This is a genomic window from Curtobacterium sp. 'Ferrero', from assembly GCF_002412165.1.
GTDB lineage: Bacteria > Actinomycetota > Actinomycetes > Actinomycetales > Microbacteriaceae > Curtobacterium.
In genome coordinates this window covers 49,824-76,047 of sequence record NZ_NXIA01000014.1, presented here as the reverse complement: position 1 = coordinate 76,047, position 26,224 = coordinate 49,824, and the positions used below count along the sequence as shown (strand labels likewise).

The window sequence follows — 26,224 nt, the reverse complement described above, 5'->3', positions numbered from 1 at the left end:
CGCCTGCTCAGGACGGGTTCGGGCTGAACCGGTAGCCCATGCCGGACTCGGTGCGGAGGTACCGGGGGTTCGCGGGATCGGGCTCGAGCTTCCGTCGGAGCTGCGCCATGTAGAGCCGGAGGTAGCCGGAGTCGTTGCCGTGTGACGGACCCCACACCTCGGTGAGGAGCATCTCGCGGGTCATCAGCCGGTCGGGGTTCGTCACGAGCACCTCGAGCAGCCGCCACTCGGTCGGGGTGAGCCGGATCGCGGGCCCCTCGCGCTGGGTCACCTGCTTCGCGACGAGGTCCACCGACAAGTCGCCGATCGCGATGGTCGGTGCCTCGTCGAGGGTCGTCACCCGCCGACGACCGAGGGCCCGGAGCCGGGCGAGGAGTTCGTCCATCTGGAACGGCTTCGTCACGTAGTCGTCCGCGCCGGCGTCGAGCGCGTCGACCTTGTCGGACGAGTCCGTCCGGCCGGACAGCACGAGCACGGGCACCTGCGTCCAGGCGCGCAGGCCCTCGAGCACGCCGATGCCGTCGAGCCGGGGCATGCCGAGGTCGAGCAGCACCAGGTCGGGTCGCTCGGTGATGACGACGTCGAGGGCGGCGCGACCGTCCCGCGCGGTGACGACGTCGTACCCGCGCGCGGTCAGGGTCACGGCGAGCGCACGGACGAGCTGCGCGTCGTCGTCCGCGATCAGGACCTTGGTGCTCACAGGACCTCCACTCCGACGTGTCCGGCGATCGGCAGGCGGACGACGACGGTGAGTCCGCCGCCGGGGGTGTCGTCGACCTCGATCGTGCCGCCCATGCCCTCGGTGAACCCCCGGGCGAGGGCGAGTCCGAGCCCCAGCCCGGTGTCGTTGTCGGTGTCGCCGAGCCGCTGGAACGGCTGGAAGACCTCGTCGCGACGGTCGGCGGGGATGCCCGGACCGTGGTCGGCGACCCGGAGCTCCACCCCGCCGCCGAACGCGCTCGCGGCGACCCGGACGCGGGTGCCGTCCGGGGCGTAGCGGCTGGCGTTCGCGAGCAGGTTCACGACGACGCGCTGCAGCAGGACCGCGTCGGCCAGGACGGGCGGCAGGTCGGCCGGCAGGTCGAGGTCGACGTCCTCCGGTCCGAGCTCGAGCTTGTCGAGCGCCGGGGCGACCACCGTCTCGAGCGCGATCGGCACCGGGGTGACGGCGAGCACCCCCGCCTGCACGCGGCTCACGTCGAGCAGGTCGGCCAACAGCACCGCGAGCTGTCGCAGGCTCTCGTCGGCGGTCGCGAGCAGTGCCTCCCGGTCGGTGTCGGAGAGCGTGATGTCCGCGGCCCGGAGGGTCTGCACGGCCGCCGAGGCGGCCGCGATGGGTCGCCGCACGTCGTGGCCGACGGCAGCGAGGATCGCACTGCGGACGCGGTCCGCCGCGGCGATCCGTTCCGCGTCGACGGCGGTCCTGGTGAGCTCGCGGTGCTCCACCGCGGCGTCGAGCTGCTGCTCGACGACGCGCAGGAGCCGACGCTGGGTCGGGTCGTCGGGTGCGCCGGCGAACTCGAGCACGGCGCCGGACGGGAGGCTCGTGGTGGCGTCCGGTGCGTCGCCGAACGTCCCGGAGGTGGCCGGCACCTCGTCGCCCTGGCGGATGCGGACGCCCGCGAACCCGAAGGCCTCCCGCGTGCGGTCGAGGAGGGCCTGGAGGGCGTCGTCGCCGCGGAGGACGCTGCCGGCGATCCCGACCAGGAGTCCCGACTCGGCTGCGGCCCGTCGGGCGGCTCGGGAGCGGCGCGCCGAGCGGTCCACCACGAAGCTCACGAGCACGGCGCTGACCACGTACATGACGAGGGCCACGAGGTGCCACGGCTGCTGGACGGTGACCATGTAGAGGGGTTGCACGAAGAAGAAGTCGAGGCTCAGGCCGGAGAGCACGGCGGCGAACACGGCCGGCCACATGCCGCCGACGAGCGCCACGACGAGCACGAGCAGCTGGTACGAGAGCACGTCGACCGTTATCGCGTCCGGGTCGGTGCCGAACGACAGCAGCCAGGTCAGCAGCGGTCCGGCGACGAGGGAGAGCACGAACGCCGCGACGATCCGGCTCCGGGACAGGCTGCCGCCGAGTCGGGGCAGGGCGAACCCGCCACCGGCGCGCTCGTGGGTGACGACGTGCACGTCGATGTCCCCGGACTCGCTGATGACCGTGGTGCCGATGCCGGGGCCGGTGAGCGCGGCGACCAGGCGGCTGCGGCGGCTCACCCCGATGACGATCTGCGTCGCGTCGATCGACTTCGCGAACCGCACGAGCGTCGTCGGGACGTCGTCGCCGACCACCTGGTGGTAGGTCCCGCCGAGTTGCTCGAGCAGGGCGCGCTGCTTGCCGAGGGCGCCGGGGTGGCGTTCGCGGAGTCCGTCGTTGGAGGTGACGTGCACGGCCGCGAGTTCCCCGCCGGCGCTCCTGGCGGCGATCCGCGCGCCGCGGCGGAGGAGCGTCTCGCCCTCCGGACCACCGGTCAGTGCGACGAGGACGCGTTCGCGGGCCTCCCAGCGGTGCTCGATGCCGTGCTCTGCGCGGTAGGCGCGGAGGGCGTCGTCGACCTCGTCGGCGAGCCAGAGCAGGGCGATCTCGCGCAGTGCCGTGAGGTTGCCGAGCCGGAAGTAGTTCGACAGGGCGGCGTCGACCCGGGCGGCCGGGTACACCAGGCCGTCGGAGAGCCGTTCGCGGAGGGCGGCGGGCGCCAGGTCGACGACCTCGATCTGGTCGGCGGCCCGGACCACCGCGTCCGGCACGGTCTCCCGCTGGACGGTGCCGGTGATCTCCCGCACCACGTCGCTGAGGGACTGCATGTGCTGGACGTTGACGGTGCTCACCACCGAGATGCCGGCCTCGAGGAGGGTCTGGACGTCCTGCCAGCGCTTGTCGTGCCGGCCCCCGGGCGCGTTCGTGTGCGCGAGTTCGTCGACCAGGGCGACGTCGGGCTGGCGGGCGATGACGGCGTCGAGGTCCATGTCGTCGAGCTCGACCCCGCGGTGCTCCACCACGCGGCGGGGGACGACCTCGAGCCCCTCGACGAGGGCGGCGGTCGCAGCGCGCTCGTGGGTCTCGACGACGGCGACCACGACGTCACGCCCCTCCGAGCGGAGTCGGTGCCCTTCCTCGAGCATCGTGAAGGTCTTGCCGACCCCGGGCGCTGCCCCGAGGAGCACCCGCAGCTTGCCTCGTCTCACGTGCTCATCCTCCCGCGTTCGGTGTCGTGATGGGGTATGGCGCTCGTGGGGCGCCCGCCGGAACCAGGTTCCGGACACAGCACCACGCTTCTTCGCGGTGTTGTGTCCGGAACCTGGTTCCCGGGCACCGTCAGGACGCCTTCGCCAGCGCCAGGTTCAGCTCGAGGACGTTCACCACGGGCTCGCCGAGGAACCCGAGCTGCCGCGACTCGGTGTGCTGCTCGACCAGCGCCCGGACCGTCGACTCCGAGAGCCCGCGGGCCTCCGCCACGCGCGACACCTGCAGCATCGCGTACTCCGGGCTGATGTCCGGGTCGAGGCCGGAGCCCGAGGCGGTGACCGCGTCCGCCGGCACCGATGACTCGGGGACGCCGTCGGCCTTCGCGATCGCGGCCTTGCGCTCCTCGATCGCCTTCAGCAGGTCCGGGTTGTTCGGCCCGAGGTTCGAGCCGCTGGAGGCGTTCGCGTCGTAGCCCTTCTCACCCGCGGCGCTCGGGCGGGACTGGAACCAGCGGGCGGAGCCGGACCCGTCGAACGACTGGCCGATGAGGGACGACCCGACGACCTTGCCGGACGAGTCGGTGACCATCGATCCGCTGGCCTGGTCGTGGAACGCCGCCTGGCCGACGCCCCACACCGCGAGCGGGTAGGCGACGCCGAGGACGACGGTGCAGAGGAGGGTGAGGCGGACGGCCACACCGGTGGAACGGAGGAAGGAACGGGAGGAAGCCATGTCAGAACCCCGGGATGAGACCGACCACGAGGTCGATCAGCTTGATGCCGATGAAGGGGACGATCACGCCGCCGAGCCCGTAGACGAGCAGGTTGCGGCCGAGGATCGACGACGCCGAGGCGGCGCGGTACTTGACGCCGCGCAGCGACAGCGGGATGAGCGCCACGATGACGAGCGCGTTGAAGACGACGGCGGACAGGATGGCGGACGACGGGCTGTGCAAGCCCATGATGTTCAGCGCCGCCAGGCCCGGGAACGCCGCCTGGAACATCGCCGGGATGATCGCGAAGTACTTCGCGACGTCGTTGGCGATCGAGAACGTGGTGAGTGCACCGCGGGTGATGAGCAGCTGCTTGCCGATGCGGACGACGTCGATGAGCTTGGTCGGGTCCGAGTCGAGGTCGACCATGTTGCCCGCCTCCTTCGCCGCCGTGGTGCCGGTGTTCATCGCGACGCCGACGTCCGCCTGCGCCAGGGCCGGGGCGTCGTTCGTGCCGTCGCCCGTCATCGCGACGAGGTTGCCGCCCTCCTGCTCCTTGCGGATCAGCGCGAGCTTGTCCTCCGGCGTGGCCTCGGCGAGGAAGTCGTCGACGCCGGCCTCGGCCGCGATGGCCTTCGCCGTGCGGGGGTTGTCGCCGGTGATCATCACCGTGCGGATCCCCATCTCGCGGAGCTGCGCGAACCGGGCGGACATGCCGTCCTTCACGACGTCCTTCAGGTGCACGACGCCGAGCAAGGTGACCGCCCCGTCCGGCGAGCGGCGGGCCACGACGAGCGGGGTACCGCCCTGGTCGGAGACCTCGGCCACCGTCGTGTCGATCGCGGACACGACGTGCGCCTCCGGTGCCGACGAGGACGCGGCCGCCCAGGCGAGCACCGCCGACGCGGCACCCTTGCGGACCTCGGTGCCGTCGGTCAGGTCGAGACCGGACATGCGGGTCTGCGCGGTGAACGGCACCTCGACGGCACCGACCGGGAGTCCGGCGCCGATCCCGGCCTCCCCGGCCAGGTCGACGATCGAGCGGCCCTCGGGCGTGGAGTCCGCCGCGCTCGACAGCGCTGCGGCCTCCATGAGCGCGGCCTCCGTGACGCCCGGCACCGGCACGACACGGGACGCACGCCGGTTGCCGTACGTGATCGTGCCGGTCTTGTCGAGCAGCAGCGTGGTGATGTCACCCGCGGCCTCGACCGCGCGCCCGGACATCGCGAGCACGTTGTGCTGCACGAGGCGGTCCATGCCGGCGATGCCGATCGCGGAGAGCAGGGCGCCGATCGTGGTCGGGATGAGGCAGACGAGCAGGGCGATGAGGACCGGGATGCTCACGGTCGCTCCGACGAGGCCGGCGATGGGCTGCATGGTCAGGCAGACGATCACGAAGACGATCGACAGGGACGCCAGCAGGATGTTCAGCGCGATCTCGTTGGGCGTCTTCTGCCGTGCGGCGCCCTCGACGAGCCGGATCATCCGGTCGATGAAGGTCTCGCCCGGTGTCGACGTGATGCGCACGACGATTCGGTCCGAGAGCACCCGCGTACCGCCCGTCACGGCGCTGCGGTCGCCGCCGGACTCGCGGATCACGGGCGCGGACTCGCCCGTGACGGCGGACTCGTCGACGGAGGCGATGCCGTCCACGACGTCGCCGTCGCCGGGGATGACCTCACCGGCGACCACCACGACGACGTCGCCCTTCGCGAGGTCGACGGACGCGACCTCCTCGGTCTCGTTGCCGGTGGCGGCCGGGTCGGCCGACGCGTCGTACCGCAGCACGCGGCGGGCGCTCGTGGTCGACCGGGTCTTGCGGAGCGTGTCGGCCTGCGCCTTGCCACGGCCCTCGGCCACGGACTCGGCCAGGTTCGCGAACACGACCGTCAGCCAGAGCCACACCGCGATCGCGATCGTGAAGCCGGACGGCTCCACGACGCTCGAGACGGTCGTCAGCGCGGCACCGACCTCGACGATGAACATCACGGGGTTGCGCCACATCAGGCGCGGGTCGAGCTTGCGGAGCGCGCCCGGGAGGCCCGCCACCAGTTGGCGGGGCCCGAAGGCGGACGAGGTGGCCGACCGGGAGGCGGTGGTCGCCTCCGCCTCGTCGGCGCGGGAGGTGGACGGTTCGGTCGTCGACGGGGCGTTCATCGGGTGAGGCCTTCTGCGAGCGGTCCCAGTGCGAGCACCGGGAAGTAGGTGAGTGCGGTGACGATGACGACGACACCGACGAGGAGGCCGACGAAGAGCGGCCGGTGGGTGGGCAGCGTGCCGGAGGTGATCGGGACACGGTCCTGGGCGGCGAACGAGCCGGCCAGGGCGAGGACGAACACCATCGGCAGGAAGCGCCCGAGGGCCATCGCCACCGCGAGGGACGAGTTGAGCCACGTGGTGTTCGCGGTCAGGCCGCCGAACGCCGAGCCGTTGTTGTTCGCCGCGCTGGTGAACGCGTAGAGCAGCTCCGACAGCCCGTGGTTGCCCGGGTTGAACAGCGACGTGCCGAGCACCTGCTCCCGGACCCCCGGGATGAGGAGCGACAGCGCGGTGCCGACCAGCACGAGCGTCGGGGTGACGAGGATGTACAGCGCCGCCATCCGGATCTCACGGGAGCCGATGCGCTTGCCGAGGTACTCGGGCGTGCGGCCGACGAGCAGTCCGGCGATGAACACCGTGATCACCGCGAGCACGAGCATGCCGTACAGGCCGGATCCCACACCGCCGGGCGCGATCTCGCCGAGCATCATGTTGAGCATCGCCATCATGCCGCCGATCGGCGTGAAGCTGTCGGTCATGCCGTTCACCGCTCCGGTGGAGGTGATGGTCGACGTCGTGTCGAACAGCGTGGTGCCGAGGACGCCGAAGCGCGCCTCCTTGCCCTCCATCGCGGCACCGGCGGCCTGGGTCGCGGTGCCGCCGGCGGCGAGCTCGGCGAGGGTCATCGCGACGAGCGAGACGAGGAAGATCACCGCCATCGCGGCGAGGATCGCGTACCCCTGACGCTTGTCGGCGACCATCTTCCCGAACGTGCGCGGGAGCGAGAACGGGATGACGAGCATGAGGAACACCTCGACGAGGCTCGTCCACGCCTGCGGGTTCTCGAACGGGTGCGAGGAGTTCGCGTTGAAGTACCCGCCGCCGTTCGTGCCGAGCTCCTTGATCGCCTCCTGCGAGGCGACGAACCCGTCGGGGATGTGCTGCGTCCCGCCGGCGAGCGTGGCGACGTCGGTGCCGCTCCCCCACGACTGCACGACACCGCCCGCGATCAGGACGATCGCGAACACGAACGCGCCGGGGAGCAGGATCCGCCCGAGCGTCCGGACGATGTCCACCCAGACGTTGCCGATCGTGCCGGAACGCCGTGCCGCCAGTCCGCGGACCAACGCGACCGCGACGGCCATGCCCACGGCGGCGGACAGGAAGTTCTGCACGGCGAGCCCCGCCATCTGCACGGTGAGCCCGAGGGTCGCCTCCGGCGAGTACGACTGCCAGTTCGTGTTGGTGACGAACGACACCGCCGTGTTGAACGCGAGCGACGGCCCGACGTCCGGCAGGCCGAGGTCGCCCGGCAGGACCACCTGGATGCGCTGCAGCAGGTAGACGACGAGCACGCCGACGACGCTGAAGAGCAGCACGCCGCGCAGGTACGCGGGCCAGGACTGCTCGGCGTTGGGGTCGACGCCGATGATCCGGTAGGCGCCGCGTTCGACCCGGCTGTGCTCGGGCTTCGTGTAGACGCGGCCCATCCAGTCGCCGACCGGGCGGTACGCGGCGACGAGGAGCAGGACGAGCGTGGCGACCTGGGCGATGCCGGCCCAGGTGTCGGCCGCGGAGCCCATCAGAACTTCTCCGGGCGCACGAGCGCCCAGACGAGGTAGACGACAGCGGCGACGCCGAGGACGGCCGCGGCGATGGTGATGCCGATCACAGCCGCTCCACCCCCTTGGCGATGAGGGCGACCAGGCCGAACACGGCGAGGACACCGGCGACGACGAACACGTCGAACACTTGGACTCCGTAGGTTGCACGGGCCCGCCACCGGGCGGTGCGGGCCGCACCATTCCTGGTGCGTCACCGATGGTGCGACCGGTGTCGTGCCTCCAGGCCGTCGCTAACGGATTCCTGACGGCGTCCTGACGGACGCATGCGCGGTCCTAACGCCCCGCTGCGTGCAGGCGGTCGGCGACGGCCGCGACCGCCGCGCGGAGGGCCGGCGGCCCGACCACGGTGAAGTCGACCCCGAAGCCCGCGAACCGCGCGGCCAGCGCCTCCCACGACCACGAGCCGGTCGTCAGGCGGCAGCGCTCCGCGTCCACCGCGACGAGCTTCGCGTCCGCATCGAGCCAGGGCTCGATCGCCGTGGCCGGGCAGCGCAGCTCGACCGTGCCGGTGCACGGCCAGACGTCCTCCACGTCCGAGCCCTTGAAGCGGGCGGCCACGAACGCCGCGGCGTCCCCGCCCGGGACGGGTCGCGGCGTGAAGCGCAGCCGCGTCGGCTGCCGCGGCGCGATGCGGTCGACCCGGAACGTCCGCCAGTCGGTGCGCTCGGGGTCCCAGGCGAGCAGGTACCAGCGCCCGGAGCGGGCGACGAGGGCGTGCGGCTCGACCCTGCGGGGGTGCTCGTCCGGTCCGTACCCGAAGCGCAGGACCTCGCGGGCGGACACCGCGCGACCGACCTGCACGAGGACCTCCGGATCGACGGTGGTCCGCGCGGCCGTCGTCGTGACGTCCACCGCGCCGATGCGGTGCCGGAGCCGCACGGGCAGGACCTGCCGGATCGTCGCGAGCGCCCGCACCGCACCCTCGACGATGTCGGCACCGGACGCGGGAGCGACCGCCAACGCGACGGCGATCGCGACCGCCTGGTCGTCGTCGAACAGCAGCGGCGGGAGGTCCGCGCCGGGCGCGAGGCGGTAGCCGCCCGACGGGCCGCGGAGGGCATCGATGCGGTACCCGAGGCCGCGGAGCCGGTCGACGTCGCGTCGGAGTGTGCGCGGGCTGACCTCGAGGCGGCCGGCGAGCTCGTCGCCCGGCCAGTCCCGGTGCACCTGCAGCAGGGACAGCAGCGTGAGCATGCGGGAGGACGGAGCGGGCACGGCACCAGTATCCGTCGAGAAGCGGTCACGATCTGACCGCTTCCGGCGTCAAGCTCGTCCCATGAGCATCGAGACCACGACCCACCTCAACTTCGACGGACAGGCCCGCGAGGCCCTCGACCACTACGCCGCGGTGTTCGGCGGCACGGTGGCGTCCATGACCTACGGCGCGATGGGCGCCACCGACGAACCCGCCTGGGCCGACCGCATCGTGTGGGGTCAGGTGACGAACGACACCGGGCTGCGGGTGATGGCGTTCGACGTGTGGCCCGGGCAGCCCTGGGACCAGGGCAGCAACGCGTTCTACGTGTACGTGCACGGCGACGACGCGGCCGAGGTCGAGCGGTACTGGGACGGCCTGCTCGACGGCGCCGAGGTCCGGCAGCCGCTCGGCCCGTCCGCGTGGGCGCCGCTCGCCGGGCAGCTCCGGGACCGGTTCGGCGTCATCTGGGCGCTCGACGTCGCCGGCCCGCAGGGCTGACGTCGTTCCGGCCCTTGACCCGCCCCCGTGCGCATGCCGCACGTCGGCGGGCTGGCCGGGGTGGCTGAGGGTCAGCGCTCGATCGTGAGGTCCTGCGACGGACCCGCGCAGCTCGCGTCGTCCGGGCACGTCGAGTAGTCCCAGTTCCGGATCGAGACCCAGGCGTCCCCGGGCTCGATGTCCGACGGGACGGGGACGGACACCGACCACGATCCGTCGAACGCGTCGTCCGAACGCGCGGCATCGGCGAACGCGGTGTCCTCGGGCACGTCCTCGCCCCCGTGCTGCACCTCGATCCGCCACCCGCCGTCGGGCACCTCCACGTCGCACTCGTCCGTCGTGGCGAACGTCACGGTGTCGCCGGCCCGGACGGTGTCCGGCGTCACCGTGAACCGCGGGACGCAGCCAGCCGTCGGACCGGACACCGGGTACGAGGTGCACCCCGAGAGGGCGCTGCCCACTGCGACCGTCAGGACGAGGGCGGCGACGAGGCGGCTCCTGATCATGGGGTCATCCTGCACCGAGGACGGCTCAGGAGCGAGACCACGTGCTGATCGTCACCGCCGCGGTCACCGATGCGGGCGCGAAGACCGTCCCCGCGGGCACGTGGTGGTGGCTCGGACCCATGTGCACGACGTCGTGGACGTCCTCGGCACCGAGCTGCATCGTCCACGTCAGGTCCTCGGACGACCGACGCACGAACGACGGCGACAGCGAGTCGTGCAGGCGCCGCTCCTTCTCCGGGTCGACGGAGATCGTCGCCTCCGCCAGCTCCGCCAGGTGGCCGGCCCGCGGTGTCACGACGACGAGCACGCCGTCGGGGTGCAGGACCCGGGCGTACTCCGTCTGGTTGCGCGGTGCGAAGACGTCCAGCAGGACCGCGGCAGCGCCGTCGACGACCGGGAGGCGCTCGGTCACGTCCCCGACGACGGCTCCCGCCCGCTCGTGGACACGTGCCGCACGCCGGATCGCGACCGCGGACAGGTCCAGCGCGACCCCGAGTCGCTCGGTGGGCGCCGTGGCGGAGCCGGCCACGGGCCTCCCGTCCGCCGCGCGCAGCGCCTGCGCGAGGTAGGTACCCGGCCCGGAACCGACGTCGAGGACGATCCCCGGAGCCGTCGTCGCCACGACGACCTCGGCGAGCCCCCGCTCGACGGGGGCGTAGTGCCCGCGACCGAGGAAACGCATGCGCGCGTCGACCATCTCCGGCGTGTCCGCGGTGAGGGCGCGACGGCGGGCGGGCAGGAGCGTCAGGTGCCCCTGCTTGGCCTCGTCGAACCGGTGTCCGTTCGTGCACCCGACCTGCCCGTCGACTCGACCGAGCGGCTCGGCGCAGACGGGGCACGCGAGCACAGGGAGGAGGTCGTCGCGCACCCGTCCAGCGTAGGGCCGTCGGTAGCCTGACCGGATGTCGCTGCAGCAGCTCTTCGGCCTCGACGGCCGCACCGCACTCGTCACCGGCGGGAGCTCCGGGATCGGCCGAGCGATCGCGGAGGCCCTCGCGGACGCCGGTGCGCTTGTCGTCGTCGCGGCACGGACCGGCTCGGCGATCGACGAGACGGTCGCCGCCGTCCGGAGCGCGGGCGGCTCGGCCGAGGGCGTCGTCGCGGACCTCTCCACCCGTGCCGGTGCCCACCGTCTCGCGGACGCGGTCGGTCCGATCGACGTCCTCGTCAACTCGGCGGGCATCAACCTCCGGCCGCCCATGGCCGAGCTCGACGAGGACACGTGGGACGCGACGATGCGGGTGAACCTCGACGCCCCGTTCGTCCTCGGACAGCGCCTCGCGCCCGGCATGGCAGCACGGGGACACGGCCGCATCATCAGCATCAGCTCGCAACAGGCTCATCGGCCCTTCGCGGCGAGCGGCGCGTACGGGGTCTCCAAGGCCGGACTGGAGGCGTTGGCCAGGTCGCAGGCCGAGGCCTGGTCTGCGCAGGGGGTCACCTCGAACGTGCTCGTGCCCGGCTTCGTGCAGACCGCGTTGAACCGTCGCCTGAGTGCGGACCCGGCGACCGTCGAGCGGCTCGCCGCGCGGACGCTCGTCGGCCGCAACGGGGTCGCCGCCGACTTCGCCGCAGCGGCGGTGTTCCTCGCGGGACACGGGTCCGCCTACGTGACGGGACAGTCGATCGCGGTCGACGGCGGGTTCTCGGTGCACTGAGCGTCGCTCGGTAGGTTCGTCGCATGGCGATCATCCACCGCGCGGAACTCCGACCGTCCAAGGCCGAGGCGCTCGCCGCCTGGCTGCCGTCCCAGCCGTGGAGCGGCGTCACCCCCGGCGAGGACGTGGAGGTCGTCGGGCGCTTCCGTCTCGACGACCCGGCCGGCGAGGTCGGCATCGAGACGATCGTGGTCCGCACCACGTCGGGTCGGCTCCTGCACACGCCGCTGACCTACCGCGGAGCGCCGCTCGACCGGGCGGAGGCGTTCCTCGTGACCGAGATGGACCACTCCGTCCTCGGCCGACGCTGGGTGTACGACGCTGCCGGCGACCCGGTCTACGCCGACGTCGTGCGCCGCACGATCGCGACCGGCGGCCACGAGGCCGACCTCGTGCAGGCGGACGGGTCCGGCTCGTGGGAGAAGGAGTGCACGGCGGTCGGCAGCGGCTCGGCACCGTCGTCGCCCACCGTGACCGCGGTCGACACCCGGACCGAGGAGGGCGAGACGACGATCGACACCGGCCACGGCGAGCTCGTCGTCCTGCGGGTCGTCGGGTCGCCCGTGCCGTCCGGCGAGACGCTCCGTGCGACCTGGCCGACCGGCTCCGGCGTCCTCGTGGTGCTCGCCGACTGACCGCTCCTGCTCCGTCCGATCCTCGGGCGGCCGGGGGTACCGGCAGGGCCTGCCGCGGGCTCCGTCCGGCTGGCAGGATCGTCGGCGTGAAGACACTGGAGTTGCCACAGACCGACCTCACCGCCTGCGACGTCATCGTCGGGCTGATGCGGATCAACGACATGAGCGACGAGGGCATCCGTGCCCTCTACTCGGCGTCGCGTGACGCGGGCGTCACGATGTTCGACCACGCGGCGATCTACGGCGGCTGGCACGGATGCGAGCAGCGCTTCGGCGAGGCAGTGACGCTGTCGTCGTCCGAGCGCGCGGAGATCCAGCTGCAGACGAAGGTCGGGATCCGCCAGGGGTACTTCGACTTCTCGTACGAGCACATCATCTCGTCGGTCGAGGAGTCGCTCGCTGCGCTCCGTACCGACTACATCGACGTCCTGCTGCTGCACCGCCCCGACGCCCTCGTGGAGCCGGAGGAGGTCGCCAAGGCGTTCGACGAGCTGCACGCCGCGGGCAAGGTGCACCACTTCGGTGTCTCGAACCACACGCCCGGCCAGGTCGACCTGCTGCGTCGTTCGGTGAACCAGCCGCTCGCGTTCAACCAGGTGCAGCTGAGCATCACGCACGCGAACGTCATCGCGCAGGGCGTCGCGGCGAACATGGGCGGGCTCGACCAGTCCGTCGACCGGGACAACGACATCCTCAACCACTCGCGCATCAACGACATCACGCTGCAGGCGTGGTCGCCGTTCCAGAAGGGCTTCTTCGACGGCGTCTTCCTCGGCGACCGCGAGCACTACGCCGAGCTGAACGACGTGCTCGACGAGGTCGCGGCGGCGCACGGCGTCACCCCGACGGGCATCGCCGTGGCGTGGATCACCCGGCACCCGGCGCACTTCCAGGTGGTCCTCGGCACCACGAACCCGCAGCGGGTGCGGGACTCGGCGGCCGGCTCGGACGTGGAGCTCTCGCGCGAGGAGTGGTACCGGATCTTCACGGCGGCGGGTCACACGGTCCCCTGACCCTCGTCCTGGCCGCCGACGTCCACGCTGCAGGATCGTGTACCACGGACGTCGGCGGCAGGGTTCTTCGCCGCTTCCGCGAGCACTGCTAGACTGACAGCAACAGACCCCGCCAGGGCTAGAGCGTGAGCTTCCCCAAGACCGGCGGGGCTTTTCTGTACGGTGATGTACCGGTGCCACGATCATCCCGTGTCCAAACCAGCGCGCACGATCGCCGAACAGATCGATCTCCTCGAGTCGCGGGGGCTTCGTCTCGGTGCTGGGGAGCGGAATCGACTCGCACGGCTCCTCATGAGCCACGGCTACTACCGGCTCTCCGGCTACTGGCGTTACTTCCAAGTCGCTCCGCACCTCGGTGACGACCGGTTCCGCCCAGACGCGACGCTCGATGACATCGAGTCGCCCACCTCGTACCTCCGACGCAACGCGTACTGCGCACAGGTCGTCGCTCGCGACGGGCAGATCGTCGAACTCCGCGATGAACTCCTCCTCGACGTCCGACGCGAACTCCGACGGTCGAAGGAAGACTTCATCGCGCACCACACGCGGCGAGGTGTCCCCGTCCCCGTCTGGGCAGCCGTCGAAGCGCTGACGTTCGGTGCGGTGTCGAAGATCCACCGCCTCATCGACGATGGCGACGTCCGCTACAGCGTCGCGAAGTCGTTCGGCCTCGACCCGAAACGGACGGAGTCGGCTGTCCGAGCACTCGCCGTGCTCCAGAACGTGTGCGCGCACCACGGCCGGCTGTGGAACCGGGTCCCGACGGTTCCCCTCCAGGTCCCGCGACCCCTGCAGCGTGACCCGGACCGGTCGATCTACCGACAGACGATGTGGGGGCTCATCGTCACGCTTGCCTCCCTGGTCGACGGCATCCGGCGCGACTCTGGCTACTCCGAGTCTCTGCTCGACCTCGTGGACCGGCATCCCGTCTGGCAAGACGGCCTGAAACGACCTCATCGCCGTTGAGCTGCGCCCGTGAGTCACACCGACGGGCGGACGAGGAGTCGGACCAGGCCCGGCGGACCGGCCAGGCGGGTGCCCACCACGGTGGTTCGGACCCGGTCGCGAGCGGTGTCGACGTGCTCGCGTTCGGGGTCGTCGCGCTCGACCAGCCGTCCGACTGGCTGTCGGACGAGTGTTCCGTCCCATCGCGCCTGCTGTAGAAAGCCGGATCGCTCGTAGGAGGCCGGAAGAAACAACCTCCTACGAGCGATTCGGTCACCTACGAGCGATTCGGCAACCCACGAGCGGATCGGCCACCCGCGAGCGGACCGGCCACCGGAGGCGCCGTGCGGCAGGGTGGAGGTGTGCTCTCCGAACTCGCGCTCCCGGTCCGACTCTCCACGCCCGCAGGGGAGGTGACGCTCCGGAGCGTCACGGACGATGACCTCGATGCACTCGTCGCGCTGCTGTCGGACGACCCGGTCAGCGCGGCGCGCGGCGACGTCGCCGCCCCGGAGGACCGCCCGCGCTACGCCGCGGCACTGCGCGCGGTCGCTGACGACCCCGCGAACGGACTGCTCGTCGCCGAGGACGAGTCCGGTGCACTCGTCGGGACGTTCCAGCTCACCCGGATCCCGGGGATGGCCCGACGAGGCGCCACCCGGCTGCTCGTCGAGGCCGTGCGGGTCCGGAGCACGCAGCGGTCCGGTGGGATCGGCACGGCACTGATGCGGTGGGTGACGGACGAGGCCGCTCCGGCGCTCGGGGCATCGGTGGTGCAGCTGACGTCCGACGCCGCCAGGACGGACGCTCACCGGTTCTACGAACGCCTCGGGTTCGTCGGGTCGCACGTCGGGTTCAAGTACTCGCGCTAACCGACGTGCGCCACGGGCGCGGCAGGCGCGGCACGCCCGCGCACAACCGAAGGCATGCCGAACCGCGGATCTTCGCGGTTCGGCATGACTTCGGTTGTGCAGATTCGATGCGCACAACGCTCCACGACGGCACCCAGGGAACACCGCGCGCCGGGCGTCAGTCCTCGGTCGGGGGTGACGGCACGGCGACGTCCACCGGCGACACGCGCGCCGGGTCGGCGGACGCACCGCCGACGACGTCGAACGAGATGCCGAGCTCGGCGGCGGTCTCCTCGTCGAGTTCGAGTCCGTCTTCCTTCACCTGGTCCTCAGGGATGGCCCGGCCGCCGGAGGGGTCCCAGGAGTTCGCGATCGACATGCGGCAGAGCATGCCCGACCCGCATGGCAATCCGCCAAGAAGCGCGTCAGAGGTCGTCGGGGTGCAGCCGGTCGCCGGCCCGCGGACGTCGGAACACCGGTCCGCCGCCGGCCTCGTCCTCGTCGCGGTGGTCGACCGGGGAGACGCTCGGGTCGCCGGCATCGGCCCCGCGCTCCTCCTCCACCTCGAGTTCGGTGGGGTCACTGCCGTCGACGGGGACGGACGCGTCGGGCTGCTCGGGATCGAAGGGTGCGCTCATCGACATGGCCCGAGCATGCTCCCGATCGGTGAACGCCGGGTCAACGCTGTCCGTCCTCCGCGATCAGCTCGAGCTGCGTCAGGGCAAGGTCGGTCACGGCCGACATGGTGAACGTCGACCCCGTTCCCTGCAGCCGGAAGACCCGCGTCTGCCCGGCCCACGCGAACTCGGCGTCGCGTACCGACACGGCCGCGGTACCGAGCGTGACGTCCCACGAGTACGTCCCCGGAGCCTCGACGGTCACGGTGTACAGGGACGCTGGGGTCGGCGGGACGTCGAACGTCACCGAGGAATTGGCGGCGAGCGCCGTGGTCGTCCGCCCGGTGTCGTCGCACAACGAGGAAGCACCGACCGGCGCAGCGCCCACCAGCGCAGCACCCACCGGCAGCAGGTCGCGCGGCACGTCCCGGTACCCGTGCAGCTCGGACGCCGACACCGGCCGTGTGTCCGACGCCCACCCGGTGGGCTCGGCGGACAGCGTGAACTCGATGCGCGACGCAGCGACCACGACCTCGTGCGGGATGCTCACCGACTCCCACGGCGCACCGTCGACCGTCACCGACGCGACGTACCCGCCCACCGGACCGGACACGACCTCGATGACGGTCTCCGAGCCTCCCGGCCGCAGCACCGTGCGCCGGACCGACGGCGGCACGAGCACGTAGGTGCCCGTCGCCGGCGCCAGCGGGTAGAGGCCGATCGTCGCGAAGACGTACCAGGCGCTCATCTCGCCGTTGTCCTCGTCGCCGGGGTAGCCCTGGCCGAGGTCGGAGCCGACGAACAGGCGCTCGAGCACCGACCGCACGATGCGGTGCGCGTCGTCGTGCCGGCCCGTGAACATCGGGAAGAACGGGATGTGGTGCGCTGGCTGGTTCGACATGCCGAGCATGCCCATCCGGACGTCGCGGGCCTCGGTCATCTCGTGGATCGGGAAGCCGTAGGAGCCGGACCGGGCCGTCGCGCCGGTCTCCGGCGTGGCGAAGAACGCGTCGAGTGCGGCGTCGAACCGAGCGGGCCCGCCGTGCAGGTCGACGACGCCGTCGCCGTCGTGGGGAGCGGTGAACGCGGTGCCCCACGCGTTCGTCTCGGTGTAGTCGTCGCCCCAGTCGCGCGGGTCGAACTCGGCGCCGACCCGCCACGAGCCGTCCGGGTCGCGGCCGATGAAGAACCCACGCTCGGCGTCGAACACGTTGCGGTACTGCAGCGACCGCCGCGAGAACCACTCCGCCTCGGCCTCGTAGCGGGCCAGCTCGGCGCCGTCCCGCGCCCGGGAGGCGAGCAGGCTCGCCATCACGGCGAGCCCCCAGTCGTTGATCGCCGCGTCGAGGGTCCAGCTCATCCCCTCGTGGGTCGCGGTGTCGACGTGGCCGCGGAAGGCGCCCGGGAGGCTCCCCTTGCGTCCGACACGCTCGTCCCGCGGCGGGACGGTCGCGTTGCGCAGCGCGCTCCGGTACGCCGCCGCCAGGTCGAAGCCGCCGATGCCCTTCGTGGCGAGGTCGGCGAAGACGGTGTCGCTCGTGGTGCCGGTCATGCAGTCCTCGGCGCCGGGGGCACTCCACCGGGGCGTCCACCCACCGTCGTGGTGGTGCTCGACGAAGCCCTGCGCGAGTTCTCCCGCGGTCTCCGGGGTGAGGAGCGCCAGCAGCGGCCAGGCGGTCCGGTAGGTGTCCCAGAACCCGTTCGTGGTGGTGAACGGTCCCTCGACGACCTCGGGTCCGGGCTCGTCACGGATCGGGGAGTCCTGCACGGAGCCGTACGGGGACCGGTGACGCGGGACGCCGTCGCGGGCGGTCTCGCCGGCACGGTTCGGGTAGAGGAAGAGCCGGTACAGGCCCGACCACAGCGACGTCAGCTGGTCCGGGGTGGCTCCCTCGAAGGCGATCGTCGACAGCTCGGCGGTCCAGCGCTCCTCGGCGTGGGCGTGCATCGCGTCGAAGTCCCCGGCGGCGGCGAGGTTCGCGCGAGCGTCCTCCGCCGAGACCGTCGAGATGCCGAGCAGCACGTCCACGTCACCGTCCACGGTGAACCAGCCGCGGAGCTCGTGGTCCGTCACCGTGGTGTGGTCCGCGGTGACGCCGGGTACCCGGAGGTGGACGTGGTGCGACGGGGTGCCGGGCCGGTCGTCCAGCAGGCACTCGACGACGGCGACCCCGTCCGTGACCGTCACCGTGACGTCGGTGACCCGGCCGTGGTGGTCGAGCACGACGCTGCGGGTGCCGGTGAACCGGAAGCCCAGGGCGAACTCCCCCGCGGTCACCTCCGCCGTCACGCCGTGGTCGAGCGCCACCCGGTACCGGTGCGGCCCGTCGCGTTCGTCGTCGTGGTCGAACCCGAGGGCCCGCGCCGACCGGTCGGGGTCCGGGGTGTCGAGCGGGGAGGGCATGACCTGGAAGACGCCGCGGTCCCCCATCCACGGCGACGGGAGGTGGCTCGTCGCGAAGGCCTGGATCGCCGGACGGACCCGGTCGCCCTCGACCCGCGAGTGCTCCTGGTACGCGTACGGCCACCGGTTGCTCGACGCGTCGGTCATCGGCAGGCCGAACACCCCGCCGTGCGGCAGTCCCACGAGCGGGGCGTTGTTGCCGCGGGAGAACCGGGAGGACGCCTGGGTGCCGCGGGTGGTGCGGACGTGGTCGAGCGGCGTCGTCGGGGTCGGGCGCGCCGGACCGAGCCGGACGTCGTCGAGCCAGCCGCGGAGCGCCGGACGTGCGCCGTCGCCGGACGGGTGCGGCGTGGCGGAGCCGAGCCGCGCCTCCAGGCGGTCCACGACGCGACCGGCGAGCGGCGTGAGGTCGACGGCCCGACGGTTCCACTGGTCGACCCACTGCTTGCGGGCGGCGTCCTGGGCCTCCGGGGTCAGGGCGTCTCCGTACTGGTCCCTTGCCGTGTCGCTCAGCCGGGTGCCGTCGGTGCAGACGAGGTCGACGGAGAACGCGGTGGCGTCCCAGAAGTGCTGCAGATCCGCCTCCGCGGGCTCGGTCAGCCCGGCCGGGAGGGTCCGTTCGGGGAACCAGACCCACGACAGTTCGTCACCGGGCTCGATCACCCGTCCCGCGAACCCGGGCACGACCCGCTCGACGGAGCTGCCGCCGAGAGGCCGTTCGACCAGCCAGGCCTCGGCCGACGTGAAGCCGACGCCGTTGCGTGCCGCGACGGCCGTCGTCGGCCCACCGCTCCGTTGCAGCTCATCCACCCGACGAGCCTATTTGCTCCAGCGTGTGGACGAACGCTAGCCCTTGTCGTGTCCCGGCGCGTCCGACGACTTCCCCGGGCCGCCCTTCGTGCCGGCACCCGTCCCGGACCCGCCCTGCGGTGCCTGCACGGGGTTCGAGGCCGGGATCGTCGGCTCCGGTAGCGTCGACGGCACAATGTCCTGCGACGGCTGCTGCGCCGGTTCACTCGACTGTTCGGCGGGCGCACTCGGCTGTTGGTCGCTCGGCTGCTCGGCGGGCGCACTCGGCTGTTGGTCGTCGCTCGGCTGCTCCTGCCCCGGCTCGCTGCTGGGGCTGCTCGTGCTCGACTCGGTCGGAGCCGGTGTCCCACCACCCCCGCCCAGGGCGACGAGCGCGGTCACGATCGCGGCGACGACGAGGGCGACGACCACGATCGCGGCGATGACCGCGCGACGGCGACGGCGGTCCGGGTCCTCGCCCCGGCTGCCGGAGCCGCCCGGCCCCGGCGGTCGACCGCCGGAGCCGCCCGAAGCCGACCCGGCACCTCCGCCACCGGCCGCTGCACCAGCGGCGGCACTCGTCCGGCCACCCGGGCCGCCGGTGCCCGCGCCGCCGCCACCAGCGACGCCGCCACCAGCGACGCCGCTGTCGGCCGCGCGGGTGCCGAGCACGGTCGTGGCCACGTCGTCCGGTCCGGGGGCGCGGCTCGTCGGGAGCACCCGCGTCGCCTCGTCCGGGCCGACGGGACAGTCCGCCTGGTCCATCGGCGCAGTGGCACCGAGCGCCGCGGTGTCGGCCGCAGCGGTGTCGCCCGCCGCCGCAGCACCCCCGGCCGCCGCAGCACCTGCCACGCCGCCCGCCGCGCCGGCACGGGTCACCGCACCCGGGGCTCCGGGCAGCAGCTGGGTCGCGGGAGCGGCGTCGTCCCGTCCCAGGGCCCGGAGCCGTTCGGCCGCCTCCGCAGCGGTCGGGCGGTCCCGTGGGTCCTGCGCGGTCATCACGTGGAGCAGCGTCCGCCACGCCGTCGGCAGGTGCTGGTCGATCTCGGGTCCGCGGGCGAGCCGGGCGGTCGCGGACTCCACGGCCGAGCCCGGGAACGGCCGACGTCCGGTGAGGCTCTCGAGGAGGAGCAGTCCGAGCGCGTAGACGTCCACCTTGCCCGTGATCGGCTGCCCGAGGACCTGCTCGGGGGCGATGTACGCCGCCGTCCCCATCACGGTGCCGGTCCCGGTGACGCGGGCGGAGTCACGGAGCAGGGCGATGCCGAAGTCGGCGAGCTTGACGTGCACGCCGTCCGACTCGAGGAGCACGTTGGCGGGCTTCACGTCACGGTGCACGACGCCCTGCGCGTGCGCGACCGCCAGCCCCTCGGCGACCTGGGCTCCCATCCGGGCACTCGTGACCGGGTCGAGCGGCCCCTCGCGCAGCCGGGTGGACAGGTCACTGCCCGGCACGAGCTCCATCACGAGGTACGAGTCGCCGTCGGCGTCGTCGAGGGTCGCGTCGTGGAGCGTCACGAGCGCCGGGCTCCGCAGCGACGCGAGCACCTGGATCTCGGCCTCAGCACGGGCTCGCTCACCGTGGTCGACCGCGCCGATGCGGAAGACCTTCACGGCCACCTCGCGCCCGAGCTGCTCGTCCACGGCACGGTAGACGGACGCCATCCCGCCGTGTCCGAGCGTGCCCGTGACGCGGTACCTGCCGCCGAAGACCCGATCACCCATGTGGCGAAACTACCGGCCGGACCTGACGGGCCGCGCACCTCGACGGAGCGCCGTCAGGTACAGCCGGTGCGCCGTCACGACGAGCGCGAGCCACGCCGCCCCGAGCGCCCACGCCGCCAGCACGTCGGTCAGCCAGTGGTGGCCGAGGAACACCCGCGAGGCCCCGATCGAGAGCACGAAGGCGGTCCCGGCGACGATCGTCCACACGCGCGTCACCGTCCGCGACTGCCGCAGGACGAGCAGGTACACGATGGTCCCGACGACCACCGTGGCGTTCAGGGTGTGTCCGGACGGGAACGACGGCGAGTGCTCGTACGGCGGCACGGCGTCGGCGAGCGGCGGTCGGGCGCGTCCGATGAGGTCCTTCCCCGCCACGGTCATCAGCAGCGACCCGGCGCTCGCGGCCACCAGGAGCACGAGCGGCGTCCACGCCCGGCGTTGGACGGTGAAGCCCACCAGGAACCCGGCCGCGACGATCGGCATCCCGATGGTCCCCGCCACGTCCGTCCACCACGTCACGAGCACGTCCGCCGTCGGCGAGCGCAGGGTGAGCACCCAGTCGAGCACGGGCTGGTCGAGGACCGCGACGTCGTCGTGCTCCCGGACCGCGTCGTAGACCTCGGAGGCCGCCCAGGTCGCGACGACGGCGACCGCGATGCCGATCGCCAGCGTCAGCACGAGCAGCGGGAGCGCACCCCAGCGGTGCCCGAGCGCGGCCCAGGCGTCGGCGACCGCTCGGCCGGCCCGGGTCCGCCAGCGCGTGAGGTCGACGTCGCCGACCCGCTCGTCGGGGATCTCCCGGTGCTCCGTGTGCATCTGCCCACCATGCCCGAGGGTGCATGGGAGCGGTCCCTCAGTCCTTCGCGGCGCCGTAGTCGTCGACGATCGCCACCGACAGGGGGAACACGACCGGGAAGTCCCGGAACAGGATGCGCCCGGCGTCGACCGCGGCCGCGCGGACCTGGTCGGCGACCCACTCGGCGTGCTCGGTGGGCGCGTGCACGACGAGTTCGTCGTGCACGAAGAACACCAGGTGCGGTCCGGCCGTCACGGGCCCCGGGAAGCGTGCGGCGAGCCGGGTGCGGAGCGACCCCATCCAGGCGAGCGCCCACTCGGCCGCCGTGCCCTGGACGACGAAGTTGCGCGTGAACCGTCCCCAGCTCCGGGCGCGCGACTCCACGGCGCGCTGCATCGCGGGGGTGCCGTCGACGGCGTAGGCGCGGTTCCTGGCGGTGAACCAGGTGTCGTCGGGCACCGGGGACGTCCGTCCGAGCAGCGTGGTCACGGGCTCCCCGCGCTCCCCCGCCCTGGCCGCCCGTTCGACGAGCGCCAGCGCCTGCGGGAACGCGCGGGCGAGGCGCGGCACCAGTCGACCGCCCTCGCCCTGCGTGGCGCCGTACATGGCGCCGAGCATGGCGCCCTTCGCCTGCTGGCGCGTCTCGACGGCACCGGAGGCGACGACGCCGTCGTACAGGTCACGGCCGTCACCCGCGGCGGCCATCGCCCGGTCGCCGGACATCGCCGCGAGGACCCGCGGCTCGAGCTGGGCGGCGTCGGCCACCACGAGCTTCCACCCGTCGTCGGCGACCACGGCGCTCCTGATGCCCTTCGGCAGCTGCATCGCTCCCCCGCCGTCCGCCGCCCAGCGTCCGGTGACGACGCCGCCGACGACGTACTTCGGGTGGAACCGGCCCGCGTGGACCCACTCGTCGAGCCAGGTCCACCCGTTCGCGGTGAGGAGCCGTGCCAGCCGCTTGTACTCGAGGAGCGGCTCGATGACGGCGTGGTCGAGCTCACGGAGCTCCCACTTCCGGGTGCTCGCCACGGTGAGGCCGGCGCGGCGCAGGGCACGGAGGACGTCGGCCGGCGAGTCGGGGTTCAGCCCGGGGTCGTCGAGGCGGGTTCGGATGACCGCGGCGATCTCCTCGAGCCGTCGGGGTCGGACGCCGTACGGCACACGCGGCCCGAGCTCGGCCTCGAGCAGCCGTTCGTGCAGGTCCGCGCGCCACGGCAGTCCGGCGTGGTGCATCTCCGCGGCGACCAGCGCTCCCGCCGACTCCGCGGTGAGCAGGAGGCGGAGCGCTCCCGGAGCCGAGGACGAGGCAACCGTGTCGGCCTGGGCGCGGAACTCCGCCACCGGGTCGACGGCGTCGGCTGGTGCCGGCGCGTCGAACAGGGCGTCGTCGAAGAGCTGCGCCTGCGTCGGGCGGGCGATCCGGGCCTCCGCGGCCGGCGCGTCGAGCGCGTCCGCCGGAGCGGTCTGGAGCGCGGACCCCCGTGCGGCGAGCGCGCCGCGCAGCACGCGGCGGCCGAGCCGCAGGTCGACGCAGCGTCCGACGCGGCCGCCCGCCTGCAGGACGGGCGGGTACCACCCGGTGGTGTCGTCCCAGACCCAGCGGACGTCCGGCGCGTCCCGGTCGGCGACGAAGGCCGGGAGGCGCGACAGCTCCACGTGAACCGGCTCGCCCCCGTCGGTCCCCGCGTCGGTCAGGGGCGTCGCGGTGACGCCGCCGTCGCGGCGGTGGAGGACGAGGTGCACGGGACGATCATGCCGTGTGCCACCGTCGGCCAGCGCGCCGCGGTCGATCAGTCGCCCGGGCGGACCGCCGCAGTGTCGGCCACGTCGATCCGGACGTCGCCGTCGGGGGCCTCGGAGACTTCGACCCGCGGCGCGGCGTCGTGCTCGTCGGACCCGGACATCCGCCGCAGCGTGTCCTGTCGGCGCTCCTCGAACGTCATGTCGACCCCGTCGTCGAGCCGGTCACGGTCGGGCCTGTCACGGTCGGGATGACGGCGGTCGGGCTGGTCGGCGTGGGCGTCTCCTGCGGTCATGCGCGTGAGGGTACGCGCCGCAGGCTCCCGAGACCGTCATCCGACGCTGCCCGCGAGCGCGAGGATCCCTCCGGTTACCACGTATTCTGGATATCCGTCATCATGGAGGCATGACGACGATCATCGACGAGCGGGAGCGCTGGCAGCAGGTGGCCGTGGACGACGTGCCGATCAACGCACTCGTCCGCTACCGCGACCGCGACCGCACCGTGACCGGCATCGCCGTCGACGAGCTCGCCGGCGCGGGCGCGACGGGGCTGATCGTGCTCGACGAGGACGGCGGGCACCACGTCGTCCCGGCGAGCGCCGAGGTCGAGATGCTGGTCAGCAGAGCGGGACGTTGACCGCCAGCCCGCCCATCGCCGTCTCCTTGTACTTCGTCGACATGTCCGCCCCCGTCTGACGCATCGTCTCGACGACCTGGTCGAGCGAGACGTGGTGCACCCCGTCGCCGCGCAGCGCCATCCGGGCGGCGTTGATCGCCTTGTTCGCCGCGATCGCGTTCCGTTCGATGCACGGGATCTGGACGAGGCCGCCGATCGGGTCGCAGGTGAGCCCGAGGTTGTGCTCCATCGCGATCTCGGCCGCGTTCTCGACCTGCTCCGGGGTGCCGCCGAGCACCTCGGCGAGCCCGGCGGCCGCCATCGACGCCGCCGACCCGACCTCGCCCTGGCAGCCGACCTCCGCGCCGGAGATCGACGCGCGCTCCTTGTAGATCGACCCGACGGCGCCGGCCGTGAGCAGGAAGCGGACCACCGCGTCGTCGCGCAGCCCGGGTGTGATCGCCGGCACGTAGGTGAGCGCGTAGAACAGCACCGCGGGGATGATGCCGGCCGCACCGTTCGTCGGGGCGGTGACGACCCGTCCGCCGGTCGCGTTCTCCTCGTTGACCGCCATCGCGACGAGGTTCACCCACTCCATCGCGAAGAGGGGGTCGTGGTCGGGGTCGTCCCGGACGAGCTGCTCGTACCAGGTGGCCGAGCGCCGCCGGACCTCGAGGCCGCCGGGGAGGGTCCCGGTCCGGCGCACCGACCGCTCGACGCACTGCTCCATGACGGCGTGGATGCCGAGGATCCGCCCGCGGACGTCGGCCTCGGAGGTGTCGAGGGCGATCTCGTTCGCGAGGGCGATCCCGCTCACGGGCAGACCGGAGCGCGCGCACTCGGCGAGCAGCTCGGCGCCGCTCGAGAACGGGTGCGGGACGTGGTCGTCGACCGGGATGGCCGCGCTCGCGACCTCGGCGTCCGGGTCCCCGTCGTCCTCGGTGTCGCCGTCCCGGGTGATGAACCCGCCGCCGATCGAGTAGTACGTCTCGTCGGCCAGCACGGAACCGTCGGCGTCGGTGGCCCGGAGCCGCATGCCGTTCGGGTGCCGCGGCAGCATCGTCAGCGGGTGCAGGACGACGTCGGCCAGCCGGAAGGGCACGGTGACTCCCCCGCCGAGGCGGAGCACACCGGTGCGCTCGAGGTCCTCGAGGTCGGCGGCCATCCGGTCCGGGTCGACCGTCTCCGGGTCGCGGCCCATCAGGCCCGCGGCGACAGCCCCGAGTGTGCCGTGCCCGTGCCCCGTGGACGCGAGCGAGCCGTAGAGGTGGACGCGGACCCCGGCGACGCCGGGCGGTAGGGCCGCGGCGAAGGCGGCTCCGGCGCGCATCGGTCCCACCGTGTGGGAACTCGACGGGCCGACGCCGATGCTGAACAGATCGAAGACGGAGACCGGCACGTCCGCCACACTATCCCGTCCGGACGGACGGGCCTCCAGGGCGACTAGGGGACGAGGACGATCTTGCCGCGGGTGTGCCGCTCCTCGAGCTCGGCGTAGGCGTCCTGCACCCGGTCGAGCGGGTAGGTCGCCGCGATCGGCACCTCGATCGCCCCGTCCGCGACCTGCAGCGCGAGGGCCCCGAGGATCTCCGGGTCGGCGGTGTCCGCGCTGCCCGCGGTCCGCGCGCCGAGCTCGGTGGCCGCCTCGAAGGCGATGATCGTCTCGATGCGGTCGACCGGCACCCCGAGCGCCACCCCGAGGTGCACGTACTCGGCGCCGTACGTGTCGACGAGGGCGTCCACCCCGTTCGTCGCGAGGGTCTCGATGCGCTCCTGCAGGCCGTCGCCGTACGCCACCGGACGGGCGCCCTTCGACCGGAGCCAGTCGTGGTTCGCCTCGGACGCGATCGCGATGACGTCCACGCCCTCGTTCGTGAGCAGCTGCGTGACGAACCCGCCGACCCCGCCCGCGGCCCCGGACACGACGACGGTCTCGCCCGGTCGCGGATCGACGGCACGGACGGCAGCGGCAGCGGTGGTCGCGACGACGTCGAGCCCTCCGGCGACCTCCCACGAGAGCAGGTGCGGCTTCTGCACGACCTGACCGGCGGGCACGGACACGTACTCGGCGTGGCTCGACCGCTCCCACGACCAGCCGAGGACCTCCTCGCCCTCGTCGACGCCGTCCACGCCCTCACCGACCGCCACGACGACGCCCGCGAAGTCGGTGCCCTGGCCGGACGGCAGCTTCGACGGGTCACCGTCGTCGAAGAGCCCCTGGCGGATCGCCGCCTCCCCCGGGTTGATGCCGGCGGCTCGCACCCGGACGAGCACGCGGCCCGCCTCGACCGACGGGACCGGGACCTCCTCGACGCGGAGGACGGATCGGTCGCCCCACTCGGAGAACCGGACGGCGCGCATGGTGTCGGGGATGTCAGCCATGCGGACGACGGTACCCGCGCGGTGGCGGCGGCGGACATGGACCGCTCCATCGGCAGCGGCGT

Annotated in this window: 26 protein-coding genes; 8 read left to right on the top strand and 18 right to left on the bottom strand. The window is 72.8% G+C overall.

The genetic code is table 11. The features are described 5' to 3' along the window. Positions 1-7: 7 nt before the first annotated feature. The 7 genes from Csp2054_RS12795 to Csp2054_RS12765 all read right to left on the bottom strand — a co-directional run bounded on the left by Csp2054_RS12795 (position 8) and on the right by Csp2054_RS12765 (position 9,001). Positions 8-700, bottom strand: coding sequence for a response regulator (locus Csp2054_RS12795; protein WP_096899698.1), 693 nt, complete (start codon positions 698-700; stop codon positions 8-10). Next, entirely contained in the window at positions 697-3,189 is a 2,493-nt protein-coding gene (locus tag Csp2054_RS12790) for an ATP-binding protein (RefSeq protein WP_096899697.1), read from the bottom strand. Before Csp2054_RS12790 ends, Csp2054_RS12795 begins: the two co-directional genes overlap by 4 nt. Positions 3,190-3,319: 130 nt before the next feature. Continuing rightward, on the bottom strand, positions 3,320-3,922 hold the full coding sequence (gene kdpC / locus Csp2054_RS12785) for a potassium-transporting ATPase subunit KdpC (protein ID WP_096899696.1): 603 nt from the start codon (positions 3,920-3,922) through the stop codon (positions 3,320-3,322). A gap of 1 nt (position 3,923) precedes the next feature. Next, positions 3,924-6,059, bottom strand: coding sequence for a potassium-transporting ATPase subunit KdpB (kdpB, locus tag Csp2054_RS12780; protein ID WP_096899695.1), 2,136 nt, complete (start codon positions 6,057-6,059; stop codon positions 3,924-3,926). Beyond that, a complete protein-coding gene (kdpA, locus tag Csp2054_RS12775) occupies positions 6,056-7,744 on the bottom strand; it encodes a potassium-transporting ATPase subunit KdpA (protein ID WP_096899694.1) in 1,689 nt (562 codons plus the stop codon). The genes kdpB and kdpA overlap by 4 nt, the downstream gene beginning before the upstream one ends. Continuing rightward, on the bottom strand, positions 7,744-7,833 hold the full coding sequence (gene kdpF / locus Csp2054_RS12770) for a K(+)-transporting ATPase subunit F (protein ID WP_042724093.1): 90 nt from the start codon (positions 7,831-7,833) through the stop codon (positions 7,744-7,746). Before kdpF ends, kdpA begins: the two co-directional genes overlap by 1 nt. Before the next feature lie 226 nt (positions 7,834-8,059). Next, on the bottom strand, positions 8,060-9,001 hold the full coding sequence (locus Csp2054_RS12765) for a helix-turn-helix transcriptional regulator (protein ID WP_096899693.1): 942 nt from the start codon (positions 8,999-9,001) through the stop codon (positions 8,060-8,062). 61 nt (positions 9,002-9,062) lie between these two features. On the opposite strand from Csp2054_RS12765, the gene Csp2054_RS12760 reads away from it, so the two are divergent. Then, entirely contained in the window at positions 9,063-9,482 is a 420-nt protein-coding gene (locus tag Csp2054_RS12760) for a VOC family protein (RefSeq protein ID WP_096899692.1), read from the top strand. A 71-nt stretch (positions 9,483-9,553) separates the two neighbouring features. On the opposite strand, the gene Csp2054_RS12755 is transcribed toward Csp2054_RS12760, so the two are convergent. Together Csp2054_RS12755 and Csp2054_RS12750 are read right to left on the bottom strand one after the other, a co-directional pair. After that, positions 9,554-9,988, bottom strand: a complete 435-nt coding sequence (locus Csp2054_RS12755) for a hypothetical protein (protein ID WP_096899691.1) — start codon at positions 9,986-9,988, stop codon at positions 9,554-9,556. 25 nt (positions 9,989-10,013) lie between these two features. Continuing rightward, positions 10,014-10,856 (bottom strand): putative RNA methyltransferase, encoded by an 843-nt coding sequence (locus tag Csp2054_RS12750; RefSeq protein WP_096899690.1) that lies wholly within the window; start codon positions 10,854-10,856, stop codon positions 10,014-10,016. Positions 10,857-10,890: 34 nt separating this feature from the next. Here Csp2054_RS12750 and Csp2054_RS12745 point away from each other — a divergent pair, with 34 nt between their 5' ends. The 6 genes from Csp2054_RS12745 to Csp2054_RS12720 all read left to right on the top strand — a co-directional run bounded on the left by Csp2054_RS12745 (position 10,891) and on the right by Csp2054_RS12720 (position 15,111). Continuing rightward, positions 10,891-11,646, top strand: coding sequence for an SDR family NAD(P)-dependent oxidoreductase (locus Csp2054_RS12745; RefSeq protein WP_096899689.1), 756 nt, complete (start codon positions 10,891-10,893; stop codon positions 11,644-11,646). Between the two features lie 23 nt (positions 11,647-11,669). Beyond that, positions 11,670-12,281, top strand: a complete 612-nt coding sequence (locus tag Csp2054_RS12740) for a CG0192-related protein (RefSeq protein WP_096899688.1) — start codon at positions 11,670-11,672, stop codon at positions 12,279-12,281. 86 nt (positions 12,282-12,367) lie between these two features. Then, complete coding sequence (locus Csp2054_RS12735; protein ID WP_096899687.1) at positions 12,368-13,294, top strand: aldo/keto reductase family oxidoreductase; 927 nt, start codon at positions 12,368-12,370, stop codon at positions 13,292-13,294. A gap of 189 nt (positions 13,295-13,483) precedes the next feature. Next, positions 13,484-14,260 (top strand): Abi family protein, encoded by a 777-nt coding sequence (locus tag Csp2054_RS12730; RefSeq protein WP_176491692.1) that lies wholly within the window; start codon positions 13,484-13,486, stop codon positions 14,258-14,260. Continuing rightward, positions 14,257-14,457, top strand: a complete 201-nt coding sequence (locus Csp2054_RS12725; RefSeq protein ID WP_096899685.1) for a hypothetical protein — start codon at positions 14,257-14,259, stop codon at positions 14,455-14,457. Before Csp2054_RS12730 ends, Csp2054_RS12725 begins: the two co-directional genes overlap by 4 nt. 144 nt (positions 14,458-14,601) lie before the next feature. Continuing rightward, positions 14,602-15,111, top strand: a complete 510-nt coding sequence (locus tag Csp2054_RS12720; protein WP_096899684.1) for a GNAT family N-acetyltransferase — start codon at positions 14,602-14,604, stop codon at positions 15,109-15,111. A 157-nt stretch (positions 15,112-15,268) separates the two neighbouring features. On the opposite strand, the gene Csp2054_RS12715 is transcribed toward Csp2054_RS12720, so the two are convergent. Genes Csp2054_RS12715 through Csp2054_RS12685 form a run of 7 tightly spaced genes read right to left on the bottom strand, consistent with a single transcriptional unit; the run spans position 15,269 to position 23,457 of the window. Then, positions 15,269-15,469 carry a hypothetical protein gene (locus Csp2054_RS12715; protein ID WP_141399263.1) on the bottom strand — a complete coding sequence of 67 codons (201 nt, stop codon included), beginning with the start codon at positions 15,467-15,469 and terminating at the stop codon, positions 15,269-15,271. 46 nt (positions 15,470-15,515) lie between these two features. After that, entirely contained in the window at positions 15,516-15,734 is a 219-nt protein-coding gene (locus tag Csp2054_RS12710; protein WP_096899682.1) for a hypothetical protein, read from the bottom strand. 34 nt (positions 15,735-15,768) lie between these two features. Next, positions 15,769-18,921 (bottom strand): GH92 family glycosyl hydrolase, encoded by a 3,153-nt coding sequence (locus tag Csp2054_RS12705; protein WP_255252733.1) that lies wholly within the window; start codon positions 18,919-18,921, stop codon positions 15,769-15,771. A 36-nt stretch (positions 18,922-18,957) separates the two neighbouring features. After that, positions 18,958-20,625 carry a serine/threonine-protein kinase gene (locus Csp2054_RS12700; RefSeq protein WP_096899681.1) on the bottom strand — a complete coding sequence of 556 codons (1,668 nt, stop codon included), beginning with the start codon at positions 20,623-20,625 and terminating at the stop codon, positions 18,958-18,960. Positions 20,626-20,634: 9 nt separating this feature from the next. Next, entirely contained in the window at positions 20,635-21,441 is an 807-nt protein-coding gene (locus tag Csp2054_RS12695) for a phosphatase PAP2 family protein (protein WP_096899680.1), read from the bottom strand. A gap of 37 nt (positions 21,442-21,478) precedes the next feature. Beyond that, on the bottom strand, positions 21,479-23,164 hold the full coding sequence (locus tag Csp2054_RS12690; RefSeq protein WP_096899679.1) for a bifunctional 3'-5' exonuclease/DNA polymerase: 1,686 nt from the start codon (positions 23,162-23,164) through the stop codon (positions 21,479-21,481). 47 nt (positions 23,165-23,211) lie between these two features. Continuing rightward, positions 23,212-23,457 (bottom strand): hypothetical protein, encoded by a 246-nt coding sequence (locus Csp2054_RS12685; RefSeq protein WP_096899678.1) that lies wholly within the window; start codon positions 23,455-23,457, stop codon positions 23,212-23,214. Between the two features lie 110 nt (positions 23,458-23,567). Between Csp2054_RS12685 and Csp2054_RS12680 the strand changes: the two genes are divergently transcribed. Next, positions 23,568-23,801 (top strand): hypothetical protein, encoded by a 234-nt coding sequence (locus Csp2054_RS12680; protein WP_096899677.1) that lies wholly within the window; start codon positions 23,568-23,570, stop codon positions 23,799-23,801. Here the strand turns inward: Csp2054_RS12680 and Csp2054_RS12675 are convergent. After that, the gene (locus Csp2054_RS12675; protein WP_096899742.1) at positions 23,782-25,179 is read right to left on the bottom strand and encodes an L-serine ammonia-lyase; all 1,398 of its coding nucleotides are present in this window, start codon (positions 25,177-25,179) and stop codon (positions 23,782-23,784) included. The genes Csp2054_RS12680 and Csp2054_RS12675 overlap by 20 nt on opposite strands. A 44-nt stretch (positions 25,180-25,223) precedes the next feature. After that, positions 25,224-26,162 carry an NADP-dependent oxidoreductase gene (locus Csp2054_RS12670; RefSeq protein WP_255252732.1) on the bottom strand — a complete coding sequence of 313 codons (939 nt, stop codon included), beginning with the start codon at positions 26,160-26,162 and terminating at the stop codon, positions 25,224-25,226. Positions 26,163-26,224: the final 62 nt, after the last annotated feature.

Coding starts and splice junctions, on each gene's coding strand:
- kdpC (WP_096899696.1), bottom strand. CDS start 3,922: ATGGCTTCCTCCCGTTCCTTCCTCCGTTCCACCGGTGTGGCCGTCCGC.
- kdpB (WP_096899695.1), bottom strand. CDS start 6,059: ATGAACGCCCCGTCGACGACCGAACCGTCCACCTCCCGCGCCGACGAG.
- kdpA (WP_096899694.1), bottom strand. CDS start 7,744: ATGGGCTCCGCGGCCGACACCTGGGCCGGCATCGCCCAGGTCGCCACG.
- Csp2054_RS12760 (WP_096899692.1), top strand. CDS start 9,063: ATGAGCATCGAGACCACGACCCACCTCAACTTCGACGGACAGGCCCGC.
- Csp2054_RS12755 (WP_096899691.1), bottom strand. CDS start 9,988: ATGATCAGGAGCCGCCTCGTCGCCGCCCTCGTCCTGACGGTCGCAGTG.
- Csp2054_RS12745 (WP_096899689.1), top strand. CDS start 10,891: ATGTCGCTGCAGCAGCTCTTCGGCCTCGACGGCCGCACCGCACTCGTC.
- Csp2054_RS12740 (WP_096899688.1), top strand. CDS start 11,670: ATGGCGATCATCCACCGCGCGGAACTCCGACCGTCCAAGGCCGAGGCG.
- Csp2054_RS12715 (WP_141399263.1), bottom strand. CDS start 15,469: ATGTCGATCGCGAACTCCTGGGACCCCTCCGGCGGCCGGGCCATCCCT.
- Csp2054_RS12710 (WP_096899682.1), bottom strand. CDS start 15,734: ATGTCGATGAGCGCACCCTTCGATCCCGAGCAGCCCGACGCGTCCGTC.
- Csp2054_RS12700 (WP_096899681.1), bottom strand. CDS start 20,625: ATGGGTGATCGGGTCTTCGGCGGCAGGTACCGCGTCACGGGCACGCTC.
- Csp2054_RS12695 (WP_096899680.1), bottom strand. CDS start 21,441: ATGCACACGGAGCACCGGGAGATCCCCGACGAGCGGGTCGGCGACGTC.
- Csp2054_RS12685 (WP_096899678.1), bottom strand. CDS start 23,457: ATGACCGCAGGAGACGCCCACGCCGACCAGCCCGACCGCCGTCATCCC.
- Csp2054_RS12680 (WP_096899677.1), top strand. CDS start 23,568: ATGACGACGATCATCGACGAGCGGGAGCGCTGGCAGCAGGTGGCCGTG.
- Csp2054_RS12670 (WP_255252732.1), bottom strand. CDS start 26,162: ATGGCTGACATCCCCGACACCATGCGCGCCGTCCGGTTCTCCGAGTGG.